Genomic DNA, 19,288 nt, shown 5'->3' on the forward strand with positions numbered 1-19,288 from the left:
GCGCCGTGAGGGTGGGTCAGGGCTGGTCGGTCGCGCTCAGCCAGGCGTACTTGCCGGAGCGCCCGATCGGTAGGCGGGCGCGGTGCTCCACCTGGCAGGAGCGCCCGGTCAGGGCCGTGACGTCGGCGGCGAGCCGGGCGGTCTCGTCGGGGGTGAGCGGTACGTCGTCGAAGGTGGTGTAGGCCAGCAGGCAGGTGTCGTCGCCGGTCAGCCTCAGGTGGTGGAGGAAGACGCGGCCGCTGACGCCGGTGATGCGGCTGTCGAGGTCGGCCTGGGCGACGGGCCCCTCGCTGGTGGGCAGGAGTTCCTTCTCCCGGCCGCAGAAGGAGACGATCCGCTCCGGGTCGGTGCTGCCGTCGTGGGTGCGGACGCAGTCGCCGGACCGGTAGCGGACCAGCGGCATGTACGGGTTGCGGACGCTGGTGACGATGAGGCTGTGGATGCCGCTGCCCGGCGCCACCGGGATCAGTTCGACGCTCATGTCCGTCAGGTACGGCCGGTAGCGGCCCTCGGCGTCGCTGTAGAAGAGGTAGCCGAGTTCGGTGCTGCCGAAGAGGTCGATCACGGGGCAGTCGAAGTGGGCCCGCAGGTAGGCGCGGACGTTGAGCGGTGTGTACTCGTAGGCGTGGACGATGCCCGCCGGGCGGGGGAAGCCGTCCCACAGGTCCCAGGCGGAGACTTTGCGGATCAGGTGGGCCAGGTGGTAACCGGAGCAGTCCAGGAGGTAGGCGCCGTCGGGGTGGGCGCCGGCCACCTCCCGGATCTCGCCGAGCATGCGCTCGACGTCCTCGCGCTCCCAGTCGGCCGGGTCCAGGCGGCGGTTGAGGTACAGCGTGCGGTCGTCGAGCCAGCGTTCACCGGGGGTCGCGCCGGGCTTGCGGGCGTTGACGCGTGCCACGTGCTCGGTGGCCAGCACGGTGGTCAGCGAGACCCGCCGGGCCCCGGCGTGCCAGGAGGCGCCGAGTTCGGGGTGTTCCTGCCACAGGCGGTAGTAGGAGCGGAGCAGGAAGTAGGGCGGCCGGATGATCTGCATTCGGGCGTGGTTGGTGCCCGTGGACAGGACGAACTCGGCCTCTCCCGTCTCCAGCGCGCGGGCCAGTCGCGGGGTCATCCAGTTGTCGGGGAAGCCCCGGGCGATCTCCGGCTTCTCCAGGATCGGGAAGTGACCCCGTTCTATGGAGGCGCGGTAGATCGGGATGTCACGCACCTTGTCCAGCACGTCGGCACTCGGCATGCGGTTCACAGCGGGATCTCCGGGGCGGTGTCGGCGGTGGTGGCGGAAGGGCTGCCGGCGCGGCGGAGGCCGCGCCGGCAGCCCGGCGTGTCAGCGGAACGGCCCGGACGTCAGCGGGAGATACAACCGCTCTTCGCCGTGACGCTGATGCAGCCGTTCTTGGGCGCGGCGCTGATGCAGCCGTCCTTCGCCGCCTCGGCGGAGTTGACGGCGACCCAGCGCTGCCACACGGATTCCTCGGTCATGCGCTTGATGAGCTGGTCCATGGGAACCTCCGGAAGATACGAGATTTAACGTTTCTGCACGAACAGACGACCCAGGGCGTTGACGCTCGCCCATCGCCACCGAAGGTAAAGAGATGGTCAATCAATAGTCAATAGAAAACAGGGCGGTTGGCTGGAAACACGCGTTCGCCCCCCAAACCCCCGCCCTCGCGCGACGGTCGGCCGCACCCGGCCCTACCGCATGTCCGCCCGGAAGGCGACCGGGGTCTGGCCGGTGTGCAAGTGGAAGAACTTGGAGAAGTTGGCCGCGTCGGGAAAGCCCACGGCCGCCCCGACGCGGCCGATCGGCATGTCGGTGTGCGCGAGGAGGCGCTTGGCCTCCAGGATCACGCGCTTGTCGATGAAGCCCTTGGGGGTCTCGCCGGTGGCGGCGCGGACGGCGCGGACCAGGGTCCGGCGGGAGTAGCCGAGGGCGTCGGCGTAGGCGCTGACGCTGTGGTTGACGGCGAAGCCCCGCTCGACGGCGTCCCGGAAGCGGATGAAGGTGCTGTCGGCGTGGGGCGGGCACGTCTGCGCGGAGCTGGCGGCGAGATGGGCCAGCCGCAGCAGACACGCGGTCAGGGTGTGCCGCAGGACGGCCGTGTGCAGGCTGAGCGGGAGCGTGGCGGTGTCCTCGTACTCGCGGCGGAGCTGGTCGAGGGCGGCCTGGAGCGCGGTCAGTTGCGCCGGGCCGGGGTGCAGCAGCGGCGGCAGGTCGTAGCGGTACAGGCCCGCGGCCTCGACGGTGGAGCGGGGCAGGAAGCCGGGCTGCATGGTCAGGACGGTTCCGCGGTACTCGCAGTCCCGGGAGAAGCGGTGGACCTGTCCGGGGCGGATCCACAGCAGGTCGCCGGCGCCGGCCTCGTACTCGGCGAAGTCGATCATGTGCCGTACGGGGCCGCCGGTGAAGAGCATGACCACGTGGAAGTCGATGCGGTGGACGCGGTGCAGGGGGGCCTCGGTGTGCCAGGTGCGGCCGGTCCCCATGGGGCCGATCTGCATGCCGACGCCGCCGACGGCCAGCTCGGCCGGGAAGGGGAAGGTTCTGATTCCGTCGCCACCAGCGATCCCGTCGCCGGCAGCGGTCCCGTCACCACCGGCGTCGCCGCCCTCGGTCCCCCCGCCGCCAGCCTGCCCCATTACGACCGCCATGCCCTTTTCACACCGTTTCCGTCGTTCGATCACTGTCCCAGATTCACCACAGGCTGACACACCCCGACCTTTCCTCGAAAAAGTCAGACTTTTAAGTTTGAACACGTCAGGCCAGCCATCCCCCACTCAGCGAGGACTTCTTGAAGATGACGACGCAGACCTCAGACGGCTTCGAGTGGACCGACCTCGACCGGCGTGCCGTGGACACCGCCCGGCTTCTCGCGGCCGACGCGGTCCAGAAGGTGGGCAACGGGCACCCCGGCACCGCGATGAGCCTGGCACCTGCCGCGTACACGATCTTTCAGAAGGTGATGCGTCACGACCCGGCGGACCCCGAGTGGACCGGCCGTGACCGCTTCGTCCTCTCCCCCGGCCACACCTCGCTGACCCTCTACACCCAGCTGTTCCTCGCCGGGTACGAGCTGGAGCTGGACGACCTGAAGGCGTTCCGCACGCACGGCTCGAAGACGCCGGGCCACCCCGAGTACGGCCACACCGCCGGTGTGGAGACCACCACCGGCCCGCTCGGCCAGGGCGTGGCCAACGCCGTCGGCATGGCGATGGCCGCCCGCTACGAGCGCGGCCTGTTCGACCCGGACGCCCCGGCCGGCACCTCCCCCTTCGACCACACCATCTGGGCGATCGTCTCCGACGGCGACCTCCAGGAGGGCGTCTCCGCCGAGGCGTCCTCGCTGGCCGGCCACCAGAAGCTCGGCAACCTGGTCTTCCTCTACGACGACAACCACATCTCCATCGAGGGCGACACCGCGACCGCCTTCTCCGAGGACGTGCTCAAGCGGTACGAGGCCTACGGCTGGCACACCCAGCGGATCGAGCCCACCGCCGAGGGCGACATCGACGCCCCCGCCCTGTACCGGGCGCTGAAGGCCGCGCAGGCCGAGACCGGCCGGCCCTCCATCATCGCGATGCGCACGATCATCGCCTGGCCCGCCCCGAACGCGCGGAACACCGAGGCCTCCCACGGCTCCGCGCTCGGCGAGGAGGAGATCGCCGCCACCAAGCGCCTGCTCGGCTTCGACCCGGAGCAGACCTTCGAGGTGTCCGACGAGGTCCTCAAGCACACCCGCCGGGCCCTGGACCGCGGTGCCGAGGCGCACGCGGCCTGGGACAAGCGGATCGCCGAGTGGCGCGCCGCCCAGCCGGAGCGGGCCGAGCTGTTCGACCGGGTGAGCAAGGGCGAGCTGCCCGCGGGCTGGGAGGACGCCCTGCCTGTCTTCGAGGAGGGCAAGTCGGTCGCCACCCGCGCCGCCTCCGGCAAGGTGCTCCAGGCGCTCGGCCCCGTCATCCCCGAGCTGTGGGGCGGCTCCGCCGACCTGGCCGGCTCGAACAACACCACCATCGACAAGACCAGCTCCTTCCTGCCGCAGGGCAACCCGCTGCCCGAGGCCGACCCGTACGGCCGTACCGTGCACTTCGGCATCCGCGAGTTCTCCATGGCCGCGGAGATGAACGGCATCGCCCTGCACGGCAACACCCGGATCTACGGCGGCACCTTCCTCGTCTTCTCCGACTACATGCGCAACGCCGTGCGGATGTCGGCGCTGATGCAGCTGCCGGTGACGTACGTGTGGACGCACGACTCCATCGGGCTCGGCGAGGACGGCCCCACCCACCAGCCGGTCGAGCACCTGGCCTCGCTGCGCGCGATCCCTGGGCTGAACGTCGTCCGCCCGGCCGACGCCAACGAGACCGCGATCGTCTGGGCCGAGATCCTGAAGAGGCACGCCACCCACCCGGCCCCGCACGGGCTCGCGCTGACCCGCCAGGGCGTGCCGGTGTACGCGCCCGACGAGGACGCGGCCAAGGGCGGCTACGTGCTGCGCGAGTCCTCGACGGAGGTCCCGGAGGTGATCATCATCGCGACGGGCTCCGAGGTGCACCTCGCCGTGGCCGCGCGGGAGCTGCTGGAGGCCGCGGGCACCGGTACCCGCGTGGTGTCGATGCCGTCCGTGGAGTGGTTCGAGGAGCAGCCGCGCGAGTACCGCGAGCGGGTGCTGCCGCCGGCCGTGAAGGCCCGGGTCGCCGTCGAGGCCGGGATCGGCCTGACCTGGTACCGCTACGTGGGCGACGCCGGACGCGTCGTCTCGCTGGAGCACTTCGGCGCCTCCGCGGACGCCAAGACCCTGTTCGCCGAGTACGGCTTCACCCCCGAGAACGTCGCCGCGAAGGCCCGCGAGTCGCTCGCCGCCGCGCGCGCCTGACACCGACCCCACCGAAACCGGCGCACACCGCGCCCGATACCGACGCAGAAGTAGAAAGATGAGCACAGTGACCGAAGCAATCGCGACCCCGGGAGCCCTCAAGCGCCTCGCCGACGAGGGCGTGTCCATCTGGCTGGACGACCTGTCGCGCAAGCGGATCACCTCGGGCAGCCTCGCCGAGCTGGTGGCGAGCGGGAGCGCCGTCGGTGTCACCACCAACCCCTCGATCTTCCAGGCCGCCATCGGCTCCGGCGAGGGTTACGAGGAGCAGCTCGCCGACCTCGCCGTCCGCGGGGTCACGGTGGACGAGGCCGTGCGGATGATGACCACCGCCGACGTGCGCGCCGCGGCCGACATCCTGCGGGACGTGTACGACGCCACCGGCGGGCGGGACGGCCGGGTCTCCATCGAGGTCGACCCGCGCCTGGCCCACCACACCGAGGCCACCGTCGCCGAGGCCAAGCAGCTGGCCTGGCTGGTCGACCGGCCCAACGTGATGATCAAGATCCCGGCGACCAAGGCCGGCCTGCCCGCGATCACCGAGGTGATCGGCCTGGGCATCAGCGTCAACGTGACCCTGATCTTCTCCCTGGAGCGCTACCGCGAGGTCATGGCCGCCTACCTGGCCGGCCTGGAGAAGGCCCGCGAGCGCGGCATCGACCTGTCGACCATCCACTCGGTGGCGTCCTTCTTCGTCTCCCGCGTGGACAGCGAGATCGACAAGCGGCTGACCGCCCTCGGCACCGAAGAAGCCCTGGCCCTCAAGGGCCGTGCGGCCCTCGCCAACGCCCGGCTGGCCTACGAGGCGTACGAGGAGGTCTTCGCCTCCGGCCGCTGGCAGGCCCTCGCGGAGGCGGGCGCCCACAAGCAGCGCCCGCTGTGGGCCTCCACCGGTGTGAAGGACCCGGCGTACAAGGACACCCTGTACGTGGACGAGCTGGTCGCGCCCGGCACGGTCAACACCATGCCCGAGGCCACCCTGAACGCCGTCGCCGACCACGGCGAGATCACCGGCGACACGGTGACCGGCGGCTACGCACAGGCCCGCGCCGACCTGGCCGCCGTGGAGCGGCTCGGCATCTCCTACGACCAGGTCGTCCAGCAGCTGGAGGACGAGGGCGTGGCGAAGTTCGAGGCGGCCTGGCAGGAGCTGCTGGACGCCGTCGCCACGTCCCTGAAGAGCAAGGGAGCTGACGCCCGATGACCGACAACGCCCCCGCCGCCCAGGCGTCCGACGAGGTGCGCGTGCCGGTGATCCCGGCCGCCGACTGGGCGAACCCGCTGCGGGACGCCCGCGACCGCCGGCTGCCCCGCATCGCCGGGCCGTCGGGCCTGGTCATCTTCGGGGTGACCGGCGACCTGTCCCGCAAGAAGCTGATGCCGGCCGTCTACGACCTGGCCAACCGCGGACTGCTGCCGCCGGGCTTCTCCCTCGTCGGGTTCGCCCGCCGCGAGTGGGAGGACCAGGACTTCGCGCAGGTCGTCCACGACGCCGTGCGCGAGCACGCCCGCACCCCGTTCCGCGAGGAGGTGTGGCAGCAGCTCGCCGAGGGCATGCGGTTCATCCCCGGCGACTTCGACGACGACACCGCCTTCAAGCAGCTGAGGGACGCCGTCGAGGAGCTGGACGCCTCCCGGGGCACCGGCGGCAACTTCGCCTTCTACCTCTCGGTGCCGCCGAAGTTCTTCCCGAAGGTCGTGCAGCAGCTGAAGAAGCACGGCCTGGCGAACCCGCCCGAGGGCTCCTGGCGCCGCGCGGTCATCGAGAAGCCGTTCGGCCACGACCTGGCCAGCGCGTGCGAGCTGAACACGATCGTGCACGAGGTGTTCGAGCCGGACCAGGTGTTCCGGATCGACCACTACCTCGGCAAGGAGACCGTCCAGAACATCCTGGCGCTGCGCTTCGCCAACCAGATGTACGAGCCGATCTGGAACCGGTCCTACGTCGACCACGTGCAGATCACCATGGCCGAGGACATCGGCATCGGCGGCCGGGCCGGCTACTACGACGGCATCGGCGCCGCCCGCGACGTCATCCAGAACCACCTGCTCCAGCTGATGGCGCTCACCGCCATGGAGGAGCCGATCGCGTTCGACGCCGAGGCGCTGCTCACCGAGAAGCTGAAGGTGCTGAAGTCGGTACGGCTGCCGGAGGACCTGGGCCGGCACACCGTGCGCGGCCAGTACGCGCCCGGCTGGCAGGGTGGCGAGAAGGTCGTCGGCTACCTCCAGGAGGACGGCATCGACCCCAAGTCGAAGACCGACACCTACGCCGCGATCAAGCTGGGCATCGACAACCGCCGCTGGGCGGGCGTCCCCTTCTACCTGCGCACCGGCAAGCGGCTGGGCCGCCGGGTCACCGAGATCGCGGTGGTCTTCAAGCGGGCCCCGCACTCCCCGTTCGACTCCACCGCCACCGAGGAGCTCGGTCAGAACGCCATCGTCATCCGCGTCCAGCCCGACGAGGGCATGACCGTCCGGTTCGGGTCGAAGGTGCCGGGCACCTCGATGGAGATCCGGGACGTGTCCATGGACTTCGCCTACGGCGAGTCGTTCACCGAGTCGAGCCCGGAGGCGTACGAGCGGCTCATCCTGGACGTGCTGCTCGGCGACGCCAACCTCTTCCCGCGTCACCAGGAAGTGGAGGAGTCCTGGAAGATCCTCGACCCGATCGAGGAGTACTGGGCGGCGCACGGCAGGCCGGCGCAGTACGCGTCGGGCAGCTGGGGACCGAGGGAAGCCGACGAGATGCTCGCACGAGACGGACGGAGCTGGCGCAGGCCATGAAGATCGACCTGACCGACACCACGGCAAGCAAGATCAACAAGGCGTTGGTGCGGGGCCGCCGCGCCATCGGGACGCCCGCCGTGGGCATGGTCCTGACGATGGTCATCGTCACGGACGAGGAGAACGCCTACGACTCGATCAAGGCCGCCGAGGACGCCTCGCGCGAACACCCCTCGCGGACCCTGGTCGTCATCAAGCGGCACGCCCGCACCCTGCGCGACCGCACCCACTCCCGGCTGGACGCCGAGGTACGGGTCGGCTCCGAGGCCGGCACCGGCGAGACGGTGGTGCTGCGCACCTACGGCGAGGTGTCCGACCACGCCGACTCGGTGGTGCTGCCGCTGCTGCTGCCGGACGCCCCGGTCGTCGTGTGGTGGCCGGTGGACGCCCCCGAGGCCCCGGCCAAGGACCCGCTGGGCGCGCTCGCCCAGCGCCGGATCACCGACCTGTACGCCGTCGAACGGCCGCTGGAGGTCCTCGACACCCGCGCCCGCTGCTACGCGCCCGGCGACACCGACCTGGCCTGGACCCGGCTGACGCTGTGGCGGTCGATGCTGGCCGCCGCCCTGGACCAGGCCCGGGTGCCGGTCACCTCGGCGGCCGTGGAGGCGGAGGCCGACAACCCCAGCGCCGAGCTGCTCGCGCGCTGGCTGGAGGCCCGCCTGAAGGTGTCCGTGGACCGGGTGCACAGCGCCGGCCCGTTCGTGACGGCCGTCCGGCTCGGCACCGCGAACGGCGACATCGTCGTGGACCGGCCCGAGGGCCCGCTGGCCACGCTGAGCCTGCCCGGCCAGCCGCCGCGCACCCTCGCCCTGAAGGTCCGCGCCACTTCCGAACTCATCGCCGAGGAGCTGCGCCGCCTCGACGCCGACGAGATGTACGCCATCGCCCTCCAGGGCGAGGCCCCCAAGGAGAACGCCTGAGATGGCAGAGTTCCCGAAGCTCACCCACCGCCCCGAGTGGACGGCCCTCGCCGACCACCGCGCCCAGGGCCGCCCGCACCTGCGGGAGCTGTTCGCGGCGGACCCCGGCCGCGCCGAGCGGTACGTCGTACGGGTCGGCGACCTGTACATCGACTACAGCAAGCACCTGATCACCGACGAGACCCTGGCCCTGCTCCAGGAACTCGCCGCCGCCACCGGCGTGTTCGCGCTGCGGGACGCCATGTTCCGCGGCGAGCGGATCAACGTCACGGAGGACCGGGCGGTGCTGCACACCGCGCTGCGCGCCCCGCGGGACGCCGTGATCGAGGTCGACGGCGAGAACGTCGTGCCCAAGGTGCACGCGGTGCTGGACAAGATGGCCGGCTTCGCCGACCGGGTCCGCTCCGGCGAGTGGACCGGGCACACCGGCCGGCCGATCCGCAACGTCGTCAACATCGGCATCGGCGGCTCCGACCTCGGCCCCGCGATGGCCTACGAGGCGCTGCGCCCGTACACCGCGCGCGACCTGACCTTCCGGTTCGTGTCGAACGTGGACGGCGCCGACCTGCACGAGGCGGTCCGCGACCTGGACCCGGCCGAGACGCTGTTCATCGTCGCGTCCAAGACGTTCACGACGATCGAGACGATCACGAACGCCACCTCGGCACGCTCCTGGCTGCTGGATGCCTTCGACGGCGACGAGAAGGCCGTGGCGAAGCACTTCGTGGCGCTGTCGACGAACGCCGGGAAGGTCGCGGAGTTCGGCATCGACACGGACAACATGTTCGAGTTCTGGGACTGGGTCGGCGGCCGGTACTCCTACGACTCCGCGATCGGCCTGTCCCTGATGATCGCGATCGGCCCGGACCGGTTCCGGGAGATGCTCGACGGCTTCCGTCTGATGGACGAGCACTTCCGCACCGCGCCCGCCGAGGCCAACGCGCCGCTGCTGCTGGGCCTGCTGGGCATCTGGTACGGCAACTTCCACGACGCCCAGTCGCACGCGGTGCTGCCGTACTCGCACTACCTGTCGAAGTTCACCGCCTACCTCCAGCAGCTGGACATGGAGTCCAACGGCAAGTCGGTGCAGCGCGACGGCAGGCCGGTGGACTGGCAGACCGGGCCGGTGGTGTGGGGCACGCCCGGCACCAACGGGCAGCACGCCTACTACCAGTTGATCCACCAGGGCACCAGGCTGATCCCGGCGGACTTCATCGGCTTCGCCCGGCCCGTCGGCGAACTGAGCGAGGAACTCAAGGCCCAGCACGACCTGTTGATGGCCAACTTCTTCGCCCAGACCCAGGCGCTGGCGTTCGGCAAGACCGCCGACGAGGTCCGCGCGGAGGGCGTCGCCGAGGAGCAGGTGGCGCACCGCACCTTCCGCGGCGACCACCCCACCACCACCGTCCTGGCCACCGAGCTGACCCCGTCCGTGCTGGGCCAGCTGATCGCGCTGTACGAGCACAAGGTGTTCGTCCAGGGCGCGGTGTGGAACATCGACTCCTTCGACCAGTGGGGCGTGGAGCTCGGCAAGGTCCTCGCCAAGAAGGTCGAACCCGCGCTCACCGAGGGCGCCGACGTCCCCGGTCTCGACCCGTCCAGCACGGCCCTCGTCGCCGCCTACCGCACCCTCAAGAACGCATCGGAGAACTGATCATGCAGCTCGGTCTCATCGGCCTCGGCAAGATGGGCGGCAACATGCGCGAGCGGATCCGCCGCGCCGGCCACACCGTCATCGGCTACGACCGCAACCCGGAGGTCTCCGACGTCAAGAGCCTCGCCGAACTGGTCGAGAAGCTCGACGCGCCCCGCCATGTGTGGGTGATGGTCCCGGCCGGCACCGCCACCCAGACCGTCATCGACGAACTCGGCGACCTGCTGGAGCCCGGTGACACGGTCATCGACGGCGGCAACTCCCGCTGGACGGACGACGAGAAGCACGCCGCCGCGCTCGGCATCAAGGGCATCGGCTTCGTCGACGCCGGTGTCTCCGGCGGTGTGTGGGGCCTGAAGAACGGCTACGCGCTCATGGTCGGCGGCGAGAAGGAGCACGTGGACCGGTTGCGGCCGATCTTCGACGCGCTCAAGCCGGAGGGCCCGTACGGCTATGTGCACGCGGGCCGCGTCGGCGCCGGGCACTTCTCCAAGATGGTCCACAACGGCATCGAGTACGCCATGATGCAGGCCTACGCCGAGGGCTGGGAACTGCTGGAGAAGGTGCATTCCGTGGACAACGTCCGCGAGGTGTTCCGCTCCTGGCAGGAGGGCACGGTCATCCGTTCCTGGCTGCTGGACCTCGCGGTCAACGCCCTGGACGAGGACGAGCACCTGGAGGGTCTGCGCGGGTACGCGGAGGACTCCGGCGAAGGTCGCTGGACGGTGGAGGCGGCCATCGACAACGCCGTGCCGCTGCCCGCGATCACCGCGTCCCTCTTCGCGCGGTTCGCCTCCCGGCAGGACGACTCCCCGCAGATGAAGATGATCGCCGCGCTGCGCAACCAGTTCGGCGGCCACGCGGTCGAGAAGAAGGGCTGACCCGCCGTGGGGGACCTCCTGCTGGTCCGCCACGGTGAGACGGAGTGGAGCAGGTCGGGACAGCACACCAGCTGGACCGACCTGCCGCTGACCGGACAGGGCGAGGAACAGGCCAAGTCCCTCGCCCCGCTCCTCACCGGCCGGACCTATGCCCGCGCGCTGTCCAGCCCGCTGAGCCGCGCGCTGCGCACCGCCGAACTGGCCGGCATACCCGGGATCGAGCCCGATCCCGACCTGCACGAGTGGGACTACGGCGGCTACGAGGGCGTCACCACCGTCGAGATCCACCGCACCCGCCCGGACTGGGACCTGTGGACCGACGGCGTCCGGCCCGGCCCGGAGGGCCACCCGGGCGAGTCCCCGGCCGAGGTCGGCGCCCGCGCCGACCGGGTCCTGGCCCGCGTGGCACCGGCGCTGGCGGAGGGGGACGTGGTCCTCGTCGCCCACGCCCACTTCCTGCGCGTCCTCACCGCCCGCCGCCTGGGCCTGCCGCCCGCCGACGGCCGCCTGTTCCGGCTGGCCACGGGCACGGTCAGCCGCCTGTCCACGGAACACGGCCACCCGGTGATCGCGGAGTGGAACGTCCGGCCGTAGCCGCCGCGCGTCCGTGCGCCCCTGGTCCGCCGCCGGACCAGGGGCTGTGGTGTCCGTGGAGGCCGGGGCCGGTCCGGGCGGCGCCCGGCGGCGGCGAGCCCCCTTGCGCTCCGGTTCGGCCGGCCCCGGCGGCGCACCGTACGAGGTGCGGGCGGCCCACGGACCCGCCCCCCCTGAAGTGGCCGGCGCCGACAGGCCGTTTGACAGGCGCTTCGTCCCCGGGCGAGAGTCCGCCGGTGGAGATCGACGATCTGACGGCGGCCGAGGAGCGGGTGTGGCGGGCGTTTCCGCGCGGGGAGTTCGTGGACTTCCGGGAGACGGCCGACGAGGACCCCGCCGACGCGGCGGGGTGGGGGCCCGAACGGACCGTGCGGGCCGAAGTGTTGCGGGCGCTGCTGCTCGACGGGGAGCGCCGGGACGGGGAGATACCGTCGATGAGCGTGGCGGGCGCCCGGATCACCGGACGGCTCGATCTGCAGTACGCGACGATCGACCACCCGGTGCGGCTGCGCCACTGCCACTTCGACGAGGCCCCGCGCTGCTACGCCGCCCGGCTGCGTGAGCTGAACCTCAGCGAGTCCGTGCTGCCCGGCCTGGTCGCCCACGCCGTGCAGGTGGACGGGGTGGTGCGGCTGACCCGTGCCCGGTGCCACGGCACGCTGCGGCTCGGCGGCGCCCGGATCACCGGCAGCCTGTACCTGGAGGGCGCCGAGGTGGCCGCGCCGGGCGCCGCGGAGCCGGTGCTCCAGCTCAACCAGGCGGTGCTCGGCGCCGACCTGTGGGCGCCGGGCCTGCGCACCGAGGGACAGATACGCCTCAACGGCGCGAGCGTCGCCGGGTCGTTGAACCTCAACGGGGCCCGGCTCGGCAACCCCGGGAACGCCGCGCTCGACGCGGAGACGCTCACCGTCGAAGGGGACATGCTGGTCCGGGACGCCGAGGTGCGCGGCTGGACGGGCCTGCGCGGCGCCCGGATCGCGGGGCGGCTCGACCTGTCGTACACCCGGCTCGCGCACCCGGGCGGTACGGCGCTGCGGGCCGGCAGCTCCACCATCGGGGAGCTGTGGCTGCGCAAGGCCCCGCCCATGGAGGGCGCCCTGAATCTGCGCCGCGCCCAGCTCGACGTACTGCTGCTGGAGCCGGCCTCGGTGCCTGAGACGGTGCTGCTCGGCGACCTGACGTACACCTCGCTCGTCCCGCACGAGCCGGCCGAGCGCCGGCTGCCCATGCTCCGGCGCGAGCGCGACGGGTATGTGCCGCACACCTACGAGCAGTTGACGGCCGCCTACCGGCGGGTCGGCGACGATCACGCGGCCCGGCTGGTGCAGCTCGCCAAGCAGCGCCGGCACCGGCACACGCTGCCCTGGTACGGGCGGCTGTGGGGCCTGGTCCAGGACGTCACCGTGGGCTACGGCTTCCGGCCGCTGCGTGCCGCCGGCTGGCTGCTGTCGCTGCTCGCGCTCGGCTCCCTCGCCTTCGCGCTGCACCATCCGCGTCCGCTGAAGGCGGGCGAGGCGCCGCCGTTCCACCCGGTGTTCTACACCCTCGACCTGCTGCTGCCGGTGATCTCCTTCGGGCAGGACTCCGCGTTCGCGCCGCACGGCGCGTACCAGGTGCTGGCCTACGTGCTGGTGCTCACCGGGTGGATCCTGGCGACGACGGTGATCGCCGGTGTCACCCGCACCGTCAGCCGCCAGTGAGGCGCGCCCGCGCGGTCAGCCGTCCGTGACCAGCAGGTCCGTCCAGGCCGCCGCCACCCGGTCCAGCGCGTAGGTGCGGCGTACCTGGGCGCGGGCCGTCTCGCCGGCGGCCCGCCAGGTCTCCCCGTCGGCGCCGAGCCCGGCGATCGCCTCGGCCATCGCCCGCGGCCCGGCGTGGATCCAGCGCCGGTCGTAGATCTCGTCGGCGCCGGGCCAGGGCAGCAGCGCGGGCACGGCGCCGGAGGCCATGCCCTCGGCCGGGGCGAGGTGGAAGGACTCGTCGTCGCTGGTGGACAGCACATGCCCGACGCGGCGCAGCCAGGTGGGCACATCGGCGCCGAAGTCGTCGAAGACGACGCCCCCTTCGAGCAGCGGGGAGGTCTGGACGCGGCGCAGGATCGCCTCGTAGTGCGCGCGTTCCTCCGGCTTGTTCCAGATCCACCAGTACTCCCACGGCGGCTTGGACTTGACCGACAGCTGCCAGCGCCGGTCCTCGGCGCGCAGCAGTTCGAGGACGTCCAGGCCGAGGTCGAGGCGTTTGCGGCTGGGCGCGATGCCGATCATGCCGAGCCGGAACCGGGCGCCGGGCGCCTTGGGCCGGTCGAGCTGGTCGGCGTCCACCCAGTTGGGCACGGTGACGACCTTGTCCGCGGGCCAGCCGGTGTGCTGCAGGGTGCGGCGGGCGTAGTAGGGGCTGACGCAGACGACCCGGTCGACGGCGTCGATGTCGACCTGGTGCGGCCATTCGGCGTCGAGTTCGAAGCGGTGCAGGCGGATCACCAGCCGGCTGCCGCGCCGTTTGTGGCGGCTGTACCAGACGGCCGCCGGGCCGCACCACTCGACCACCACCACATCGGCCCAGTCGGCGAGGTCGCGGCTCGCGGCCCGGTCGTGCCGGGCCAGCGCGGGCCAGGCGTCCACCCGGACGTCGAGTCCGGGCAGGGCACGGAAGTGGTCCAGCAGCCGGGTGAGGAACTTCAGGTCGTGACCGGCGACACCGACCCGCAGCGGGCGGGAGCGGTGGGCGACGGCGGGGGGCGCGGGCGGGAAGACCCGGTCGAGGTGGGCGCGCCAGCGGTCGGCGGCGGCCGTCAGGGTGTACCGGCTCGCGGCGGCCCGGCAGCGGCCGGCCGCGAGCCGGCGGGCCTCGGGGTCGCGGGCGGCGCGGGCCACGGCCTCGGCGGCGTCCTCGGTCTCGGCCCGGCCGGGGACGTAGAGGGGGTAGTCGCTGCCCAGCAGCGCCTCGTGCGCGGGCGTGCGGTTGAGTACGACGGGCAGCCCGAGGGCGCCGAACTCCAGGATCTTCGTGGACAGTTCGAGGCTGGCGTCGAGCCGGGGGTCGCGCCAGCCGAGGCCGAGGTCGCAGCCGGCGGCGATGCGCATGGCCTCCTCGCGGGGCCGGCCGCCGTGGTGCCGGACGCCGGGGGCGGAGCCGTGCAGGGCCCGGTACATGGCCTCGTGGAACTCCGGGTGGCCGGAGTCCTCGTGGATCTTGTCGCCGACGGTGTGGAGTTCGGCCCGGACGCCCCGCTCGGCCAGCAGGGCGGGCAGCCGGGTCATGGGCAGGGTGTTCCACAGCGGGGCGAACTTGCCGGTGTAGACGAGTCGCAGCGGATCGTGCGGCCGCTCGTGGTCCGGCACCGGGAAGCCGGGTTCCGGCACGGCGGGCGGGCAGAGCACGCTGCGGCCGCAGGCCTCGGGCACCCAGGTCTCCAGGAAGCAGCGCAGTTCCTCGGTCTGGCACAGCAGCAGCCGGGAGGCGGCGGCTACGCGGCCGAGTTCGGTGCGGGCCCGCTCGGTCATCGCGGCGGCGGACTGCGGGATGTCGGTGAGGTAGGCCCAGATCCGCCCGTCGAAGTGGCCGTCGGCGACGACCTGGCCGACGATGCGGCGTCCGCGCAGCACGATCAGGTCGCAGGGCTCGTCCCCGTCGAGCCGGGTGAGCAGGCGGGAGGCCTGCACCGGGGACAGCGGCCGGCCGGCCTGCCCGGGGACGAGGCGCTCCTCGGCGGGCCTGATCACGCTCACCCCGGGCAGGGCGGCCAGCGGATCGGTCAGCCGGCCGGTGTGCACCGGCGACTTGAGCACCAGCCGGGTCTCGCACCCGGCCAGGGACAGCGCCTGCACGGTCGACTGGGCCCAGACGGCGGAGCCGTCGATGAGGTTGAGGTCCACGTCGCCGTAGACCAGGGCCCGGATCACTCGGCTCATGACGGTTCCTTCCCGCGCACGGCGAACAGTCGGTGGCCGCGGCCGCACCAGCTCGCGGGCGGGGCGCCCGCGAGGTGCAGGGAGCGGCGGACCAGCAGCGGCCGGCGCAGTTCGGGGACGAAGGTGTAGTCGGCGCCGCCCGCCGCGTGGCCCAGCGCGTCGGCGCCCGAGTACTCCTGGGCGCACATCAGGTCCAGCAGCAGGGTGTCCGGGCGGTCCTCGGTGAGGTCGGTCCAGTCGGCGACCCAGGCCGCGGTGGGCGGCCCGGTGCGCACCGGCACGCCCGCGGCGTCGAGTTCCTCCAGGCCGGCCGGGTCGGGCACGACCACCTCGGCGGGGCGGTGCTGCTGGCCCAGCACCTGGGCGACGAGCCGGGCCACCTCGTGCCGGCCGCGGGGGGCGGCGAGCACGGCTATCCGGCGTCCGGTCAGCGGGTCGGGCGCGCCGACCAGCCGGGCCAGTTCGGCCAGCCGGACCCGGGTGCTGTCCCACTGGAACGCCTCCCGCAGCCGCTCCCGGGCGTCCGCGCCCGCGTCCAGCCGGGACAGCCGTACCCCGGTGTCGGCGTCCAGCACGGCGTCCCAGGACAGCTGGGCGAGGCCGGGCGCGGCGGACGCCGGGGCGTCCCGCCACAGCACGGCCGGCCGGCCCAGGGCGCGTGCCTCGGTGAGGAGCTGGGCGAGCCGCCGGTCGAGGTCGGGGGCCGCGCCGGTGCCGGTGAGCGCCCAGGGGCCGTGTCCGGTGCACGCGCTGAGCTGGACCACGACCGCGTCGGGGTCGGTGCGCCGGACGAGCGCGGGGCCGTCGTGCGGGAGCGCCCGGTTCACCACGGCGTCCGCCGCGAAGTCCTCGGCGGTCTCGTCGGTGAGCACGCCGGTGATCACCAGCCGGTCGCGGGGGGTGGCGGCGAACGCCCGGTGTACGAGGTGGAGGCGGTCGTCGGCGGCTGCCGGCGCGGTGCGGGCGGCGGCGGGCCGGGCGGCGGGCGCGGTCCTGCGCGCGGAGCGGGTCCGCCACAGCCCGTACAGCTCGCGGGGCAGTCCGGGCATCTCGCGCCGGGGCGAGCGGGCCGCCGACACCAGGGCCCGGCCGACCTTGAGGGAGGTGGATCCCTCCAGCATGGTCACCCGGGCCTGGAGCACCTGGACCCGGTCGCGGGCCTGGCGCAGGGCGGAGGCCAGTTGCTCCTTCTCCCGTACGGTGGCGGCCAGCCGGTCGGCGAGGCCGTCCTCGCGGACGGCGTCCCGGGCGCGTTCGGCCTCTTCGGCCCGGCGTTCCAGGTCCTGGTGGCGGGCGCGCAGGGTGCGGGCGGCGAGGTCGGCGAGGACGTACTCGTCGGCCGTGCGCAGGGTGGTGGCGAAGCCGTCGGTGGGTACCGGGCGGCCGAACCAGTCGTGCGGGGGCAGGAGTTCGTCGGTGGCGAGGCGGGTGAACACCGCGCCGGCGTGCAGGTGGACGTAGTCGAGCGGGGCGGCGCGCAGCACCTGGCAGCGCTGGGTCACCAGGTCGTCCAGCAGCCGGTGGTAGGGGGGTTCGGGTCCGGGGTGGCCGAACAGCAGCAGGCCGCGGGCGCCGGGCCGCAGGCGGCGCAGGACGGCGAGCAGGGCGTCCTCGGTGCCGTGCACGGCGGGGTCGGGCCCGTACGACAGGAGTACCAGGTCGCCTTCGCGAAGGGCGCGTCGTCCGTCGTCGCGGCGCAGGGTGACGCCGTCGGGGAGGTGGAGGAAGGAGGCGAGGCGCAGGGCCCGGCCGGTGGCGTCGACGACCGTGGTGACGCCGTCCAGGTGCGGGTGGAGCAGATCGGTCAGGCGCATCAGCGGATCCTCGTGAAGACGTGGAAGCCGGTCTCGGCCTCGCGGAAGCCGTAGGGCCGGAACTCGGTGTGGCGCAGGCCGAGGGGTTCGAGGGCGGCCCGGTAGGCGTCCGCCGGCCGGTGCCGGATCCGGCCGTCGCGGGCCCGGGGTACGGGGGTGTCCGCGTCGGTGACGATCAGCCGGCCGGTGAGGCGCACCAGGGAGGCGAGGTTGCGCAGGGCCGCCGCCCACTCGGTGTCGCCCGGCAGGTGGAACAGCACGTCGACGCAGAGCACGATGTCGTAGGGCCACGGGCTGCGCCACTCGTCGAGCCGGGCCCGGGTGTAGCGGGGGCCGTCGCCGGCGGCGCGGGCCCGGTCGATGGCCTCCTGGCTGGCGTCGACGGCGTCCACGCGGTGGCCGCAGCGGTGCAGGGCGCGGGCGAAGTAGCCGGTGCCGCAGCCCGCGTCGAGCACGAACAGCGGGGCGGCCGGGGAGTGCAGGTCGCCGATGAGGGCGAGCAGGGTGCCGAGCCGGAGGGCGTAGAACAGTTCGTTGCCGGCCCGGTCGAGTTCCGGGTGGCCGCCGGCGGTCAGTTCGTCCTGCTCGCGGTGGCGGGCGTCCCAGTGGCCGGGGGTGTCGTGGTCGAGGGCGGCGTCAGTCATGGTGCTCCAGCCACTGGGTGATCAGGCGGGCTATCCGGGGGCCGGCCTTGCCGTCCCACAGCGGTGGTCCCTCGGCGGGGGCGGCCGGGGCGCCGTCGAGTGCCTTGCACAGGGCGGGGACCAGTTCGTCGGGGTTGATCAGGCGGTTGGTGCCGTGGGTGACGGTGACGGGGCGTTCGGTGGTGGTGCGCAGCGTCAGACAGGGCACGCCGAGCACGGTGGTCTCCTCCTGCACCCCGCCGGAGTCGGTGATCACGGCGGCGGCGCCGCGCACCAGGCTCATGAACTCGACGTAGCCGAGGGGTTCGAGGAGGTGCACGCCGGGCGCGCCGTCCAGGCCGGCCGCGCGCAGCGCGTCCCGGCCGCGCGGGTGCAGCGGGACGGCGAGGTCCAGGTGGCGGGCCGCCTCGGTGAGCGCGCCGGCGGCGGCGCGGGCGGCGGCGGGGTCGTCGACGTTGGCGGGGCGGTGCAGGGTGACGACGCCGTAGCGTTCGGGCAGTGCGTGCGCGGCGCGGGCGGCGGCCGGGTCGAACAGGTCCAGGTGGGTGAGCAGGGTGTCGATCATCGGGTTGCCGACGAAGTGCACCCGGGCCGGGTCGGCGCCCTCGCGGGCGAGGTGGCCGACGGCCTCCGGGCTGGTGGCGAACAGCAGCCCGGCGAGCTGGTCGACCAGGCGCCGGTTGACCTCCTCCGGCATCGCCATGTCGAAGCTGCGCAGCCCGGCCTCGACATGGGCGACGGGCAGGCCCAGTTTGGCGGCGGCCAGGGCGGCGGCCAGTGTGGAGTTGACGTCGCCGTAGACCACGACGAGGGCGGGGGCGCGGGCGGTCAGCTCGGCCTCCAGGGCCACCAGCAGGTCGGCGGTCTGCCCGGCGTGGCTGCCGGAGCCGACACCGAGGTCGGTGTCCGGCCGGGGCAGCCCCAGTTGGCGGAAGAACACCTCCGACATCCGGGCGTCGTAGTGCTGTCCGGTGTGCACCAGGGTCTGGTCGCAGCCGGCCGTCCGGAGCGCGGCGACGACCGGGGCCGCCTTGACGAAGTTGGGCCGGGTGCCGACCACATGGAGTACTGGGCCGTTCATGACGCCGTTCATGTCCTCGCCTTCCGCGGGCGGTCGAACAAGGGGCAGCACACGGGGAGACGAGGGGAGCTTCGTGCCCGGCCGGCGTGGGCGCGTGGTCGCGTCCGAGGCGCCGTGCGCCGCGTCGG

The 19,288-nt window shown here is 72.9% G+C and carries 15 protein-coding genes; 8 read left to right on the plus strand and 7 right to left on the minus strand.

The window, feature by feature from the left end:
* Positions 1-16 precede the first annotated feature (16 nt).
* The 3 genes from Srubr_RS19475 to Srubr_RS19485 all read right to left on the minus strand — a co-directional run bounded on the left by Srubr_RS19475 (position 17) and on the right by Srubr_RS19485 (position 2,649).
* The gene (locus Srubr_RS19475; protein WP_373313645.1) at positions 17-1,234 is read right to left on the minus strand and encodes a phenylacetate--CoA ligase family protein; all 1,218 of its coding nucleotides are present in this window, start codon (positions 1,232-1,234) and stop codon (positions 17-19) included.
* 110 nt (positions 1,235-1,344) lie between these two features.
* Complete coding sequence (locus Srubr_RS19480) at positions 1,345-1,500, minus strand: hypothetical protein (protein ID WP_189999384.1); 156 nt, start codon at positions 1,498-1,500, stop codon at positions 1,345-1,347.
* A gap of 192 nt (positions 1,501-1,692) precedes the next feature.
* Entirely contained in the window at positions 1,693-2,649 is a 957-nt protein-coding gene (locus Srubr_RS19485; protein WP_229926984.1) for a helix-turn-helix domain-containing protein, read from the minus strand.
* Between the two features lie 146 nt (positions 2,650-2,795).
* On the opposite strand from Srubr_RS19485, the gene tkt reads away from it, so the two are divergent.
* The 8 genes from tkt to Srubr_RS19525 all read left to right on the plus strand — a co-directional run bounded on the left by tkt (position 2,796) and on the right by Srubr_RS19525 (position 13,410).
* On the plus strand, positions 2,796-4,871 hold the full coding sequence (gene tkt / locus Srubr_RS19490) for a transketolase (protein WP_189999385.1): 2,076 nt from the start codon (positions 2,796-2,798) through the stop codon (positions 4,869-4,871).
* A gap of 58 nt (positions 4,872-4,929) precedes the next feature.
* A complete protein-coding gene (tal, locus tag Srubr_RS19495; protein ID WP_189999386.1) occupies positions 4,930-6,075 on the plus strand; it encodes a transaldolase in 1,146 nt (381 codons plus the stop codon).
* Positions 6,072-7,658 (plus strand): glucose-6-phosphate dehydrogenase, encoded by a 1,587-nt coding sequence (gene zwf / locus Srubr_RS19500; RefSeq protein ID WP_189999387.1) that lies wholly within the window; start codon positions 6,072-6,074, stop codon positions 7,656-7,658. The genes tal and zwf overlap by 4 nt, the downstream gene beginning before the upstream one ends.
* Entirely contained in the window at positions 7,655-8,581 is a 927-nt protein-coding gene (gene opcA, locus Srubr_RS19505) for a glucose-6-phosphate dehydrogenase assembly protein OpcA (protein ID WP_189999388.1), read from the plus strand. The genes zwf and opcA overlap by 4 nt, the downstream gene beginning before the upstream one ends.
* A 1-nt stretch (position 8,582) precedes the next feature.
* On the plus strand, positions 8,583-10,235 hold the full coding sequence (gene pgi, locus Srubr_RS19510) for a glucose-6-phosphate isomerase (protein ID WP_203855041.1): 1,653 nt from the start codon (positions 8,583-8,585) through the stop codon (positions 10,233-10,235).
* Positions 10,236-10,237: 2 nt separating this feature from the next.
* Positions 10,238-11,116, plus strand: a complete 879-nt coding sequence (gene gnd, locus Srubr_RS19515) for a phosphogluconate dehydrogenase (NAD(+)-dependent, decarboxylating) (protein ID WP_189990845.1) — start codon at positions 10,238-10,240, stop codon at positions 11,114-11,116.
* A 6-nt stretch (positions 11,117-11,122) separates the two neighbouring features.
* Positions 11,123-11,710, plus strand: coding sequence for a histidine phosphatase family protein (locus Srubr_RS19520; RefSeq protein WP_189990843.1), 588 nt, complete (start codon positions 11,123-11,125; stop codon positions 11,708-11,710).
* Between the two features lie 236 nt (positions 11,711-11,946).
* On the plus strand, positions 11,947-13,410 hold the full coding sequence (locus Srubr_RS19525) for an AsmA family protein (protein WP_189990841.1): 1,464 nt from the start codon (positions 11,947-11,949) through the stop codon (positions 13,408-13,410).
* A gap of 15 nt (positions 13,411-13,425) precedes the next feature.
* Here Srubr_RS19525 and Srubr_RS19530 read toward each other — a convergent pair whose 3' ends face one another.
* From Srubr_RS19530 to wecB, 4 genes are read right to left on the minus strand one after another with little or no spacing between them, the layout of a single operon-like run.
* On the minus strand, positions 13,426-15,621 hold the full coding sequence (locus Srubr_RS19530; RefSeq protein WP_189990839.1) for a glycosyltransferase: 2,196 nt from the start codon (positions 15,619-15,621) through the stop codon (positions 13,426-13,428).
* Positions 15,618-17,435, minus strand: a complete 1,818-nt coding sequence (locus tag Srubr_RS19535) for a hypothetical protein (RefSeq protein ID WP_189990838.1) — start codon at positions 17,433-17,435, stop codon at positions 15,618-15,620. Before Srubr_RS19535 ends, Srubr_RS19530 begins: the two co-directional genes overlap by 4 nt.
* Positions 17,435-18,079, minus strand: coding sequence for a class I SAM-dependent methyltransferase (locus Srubr_RS19540; RefSeq protein ID WP_189990835.1), 645 nt, complete (start codon positions 18,077-18,079; stop codon positions 17,435-17,437). Before Srubr_RS19540 ends, Srubr_RS19535 begins: the two co-directional genes overlap by 1 nt.
* Positions 18,072-19,160, minus strand: coding sequence for a non-hydrolyzing UDP-N-acetylglucosamine 2-epimerase (gene wecB / locus Srubr_RS19545; protein ID WP_189990832.1), 1,089 nt, complete (start codon positions 19,158-19,160; stop codon positions 18,072-18,074). Before wecB ends, Srubr_RS19540 begins: the two co-directional genes overlap by 8 nt.
* Positions 19,161-19,288 lie beyond the last annotated feature (128 nt).

This window comes from Streptomyces rubradiris, from assembly GCF_016860525.1.
In the GTDB taxonomy this organism is placed as follows: Bacteria; Actinomycetota; Actinomycetes; order Streptomycetales; family Streptomycetaceae; genus Streptomyces; species Streptomyces rubradiris.

Bases quoted from the DNA above. Each gene is read 5' to 3' on its own strand.
- Srubr_RS19530 (WP_189990839.1), bottom strand. From the start codon at position 15,621: ATGAGCCGAGTGATCCGGGCCCTGGTCTACGGCGACGTGGACCTCAAC.
- Srubr_RS19475 (WP_373313645.1), bottom strand. From the start codon at position 1,234: ATGCCGAGTGCCGACGTGCTGGACAAGGTGCGTGACATCCCGATCTAC.
- Srubr_RS19480 (WP_189999384.1), bottom strand. From the start codon at position 1,500: ATGGACCAGCTCATCAAGCGCATGACCGAGGAATCCGTGTGGCAGCGC.
- Srubr_RS19540 (WP_189990835.1), bottom strand. From the start codon at position 18,079: ATGACTGACGCCGCCCTCGACCACGACACCCCCGGCCACTGGGACGCC.
- tal (WP_189999386.1), top strand. From the start codon at position 4,930: ATGAGCACAGTGACCGAAGCAATCGCGACCCCGGGAGCCCTCAAGCGC.
- opcA (WP_189999388.1), top strand. From the start codon at position 7,655: ATGAAGATCGACCTGACCGACACCACGGCAAGCAAGATCAACAAGGCG.
- zwf (WP_189999387.1), top strand. From the start codon at position 6,072: ATGACCGACAACGCCCCCGCCGCCCAGGCGTCCGACGAGGTGCGCGTG.
- pgi (WP_203855041.1), top strand. From the start codon at position 8,583: ATGGCAGAGTTCCCGAAGCTCACCCACCGCCCCGAGTGGACGGCCCTC.
- Srubr_RS19535 (WP_189990838.1), bottom strand. From the start codon at position 17,435: ATGCGCCTGACCGATCTGCTCCACCCGCACCTGGACGGCGTCACCACG.
- gnd (WP_189990845.1), top strand. From the start codon at position 10,238: ATGCAGCTCGGTCTCATCGGCCTCGGCAAGATGGGCGGCAACATGCGC.
- Srubr_RS19485 (WP_229926984.1), bottom strand. From the start codon at position 2,649: ATGGCGGTCGTAATGGGGCAGGCTGGCGGCGGGGGGACCGAGGGCGGC.
- tkt (WP_189999385.1), top strand. From the start codon at position 2,796: ATGACGACGCAGACCTCAGACGGCTTCGAGTGGACCGACCTCGACCGG.
- wecB (WP_189990832.1), bottom strand. From the start codon at position 19,160: ATGAACGGCCCAGTACTCCATGTGGTCGGCACCCGGCCCAACTTCGTC.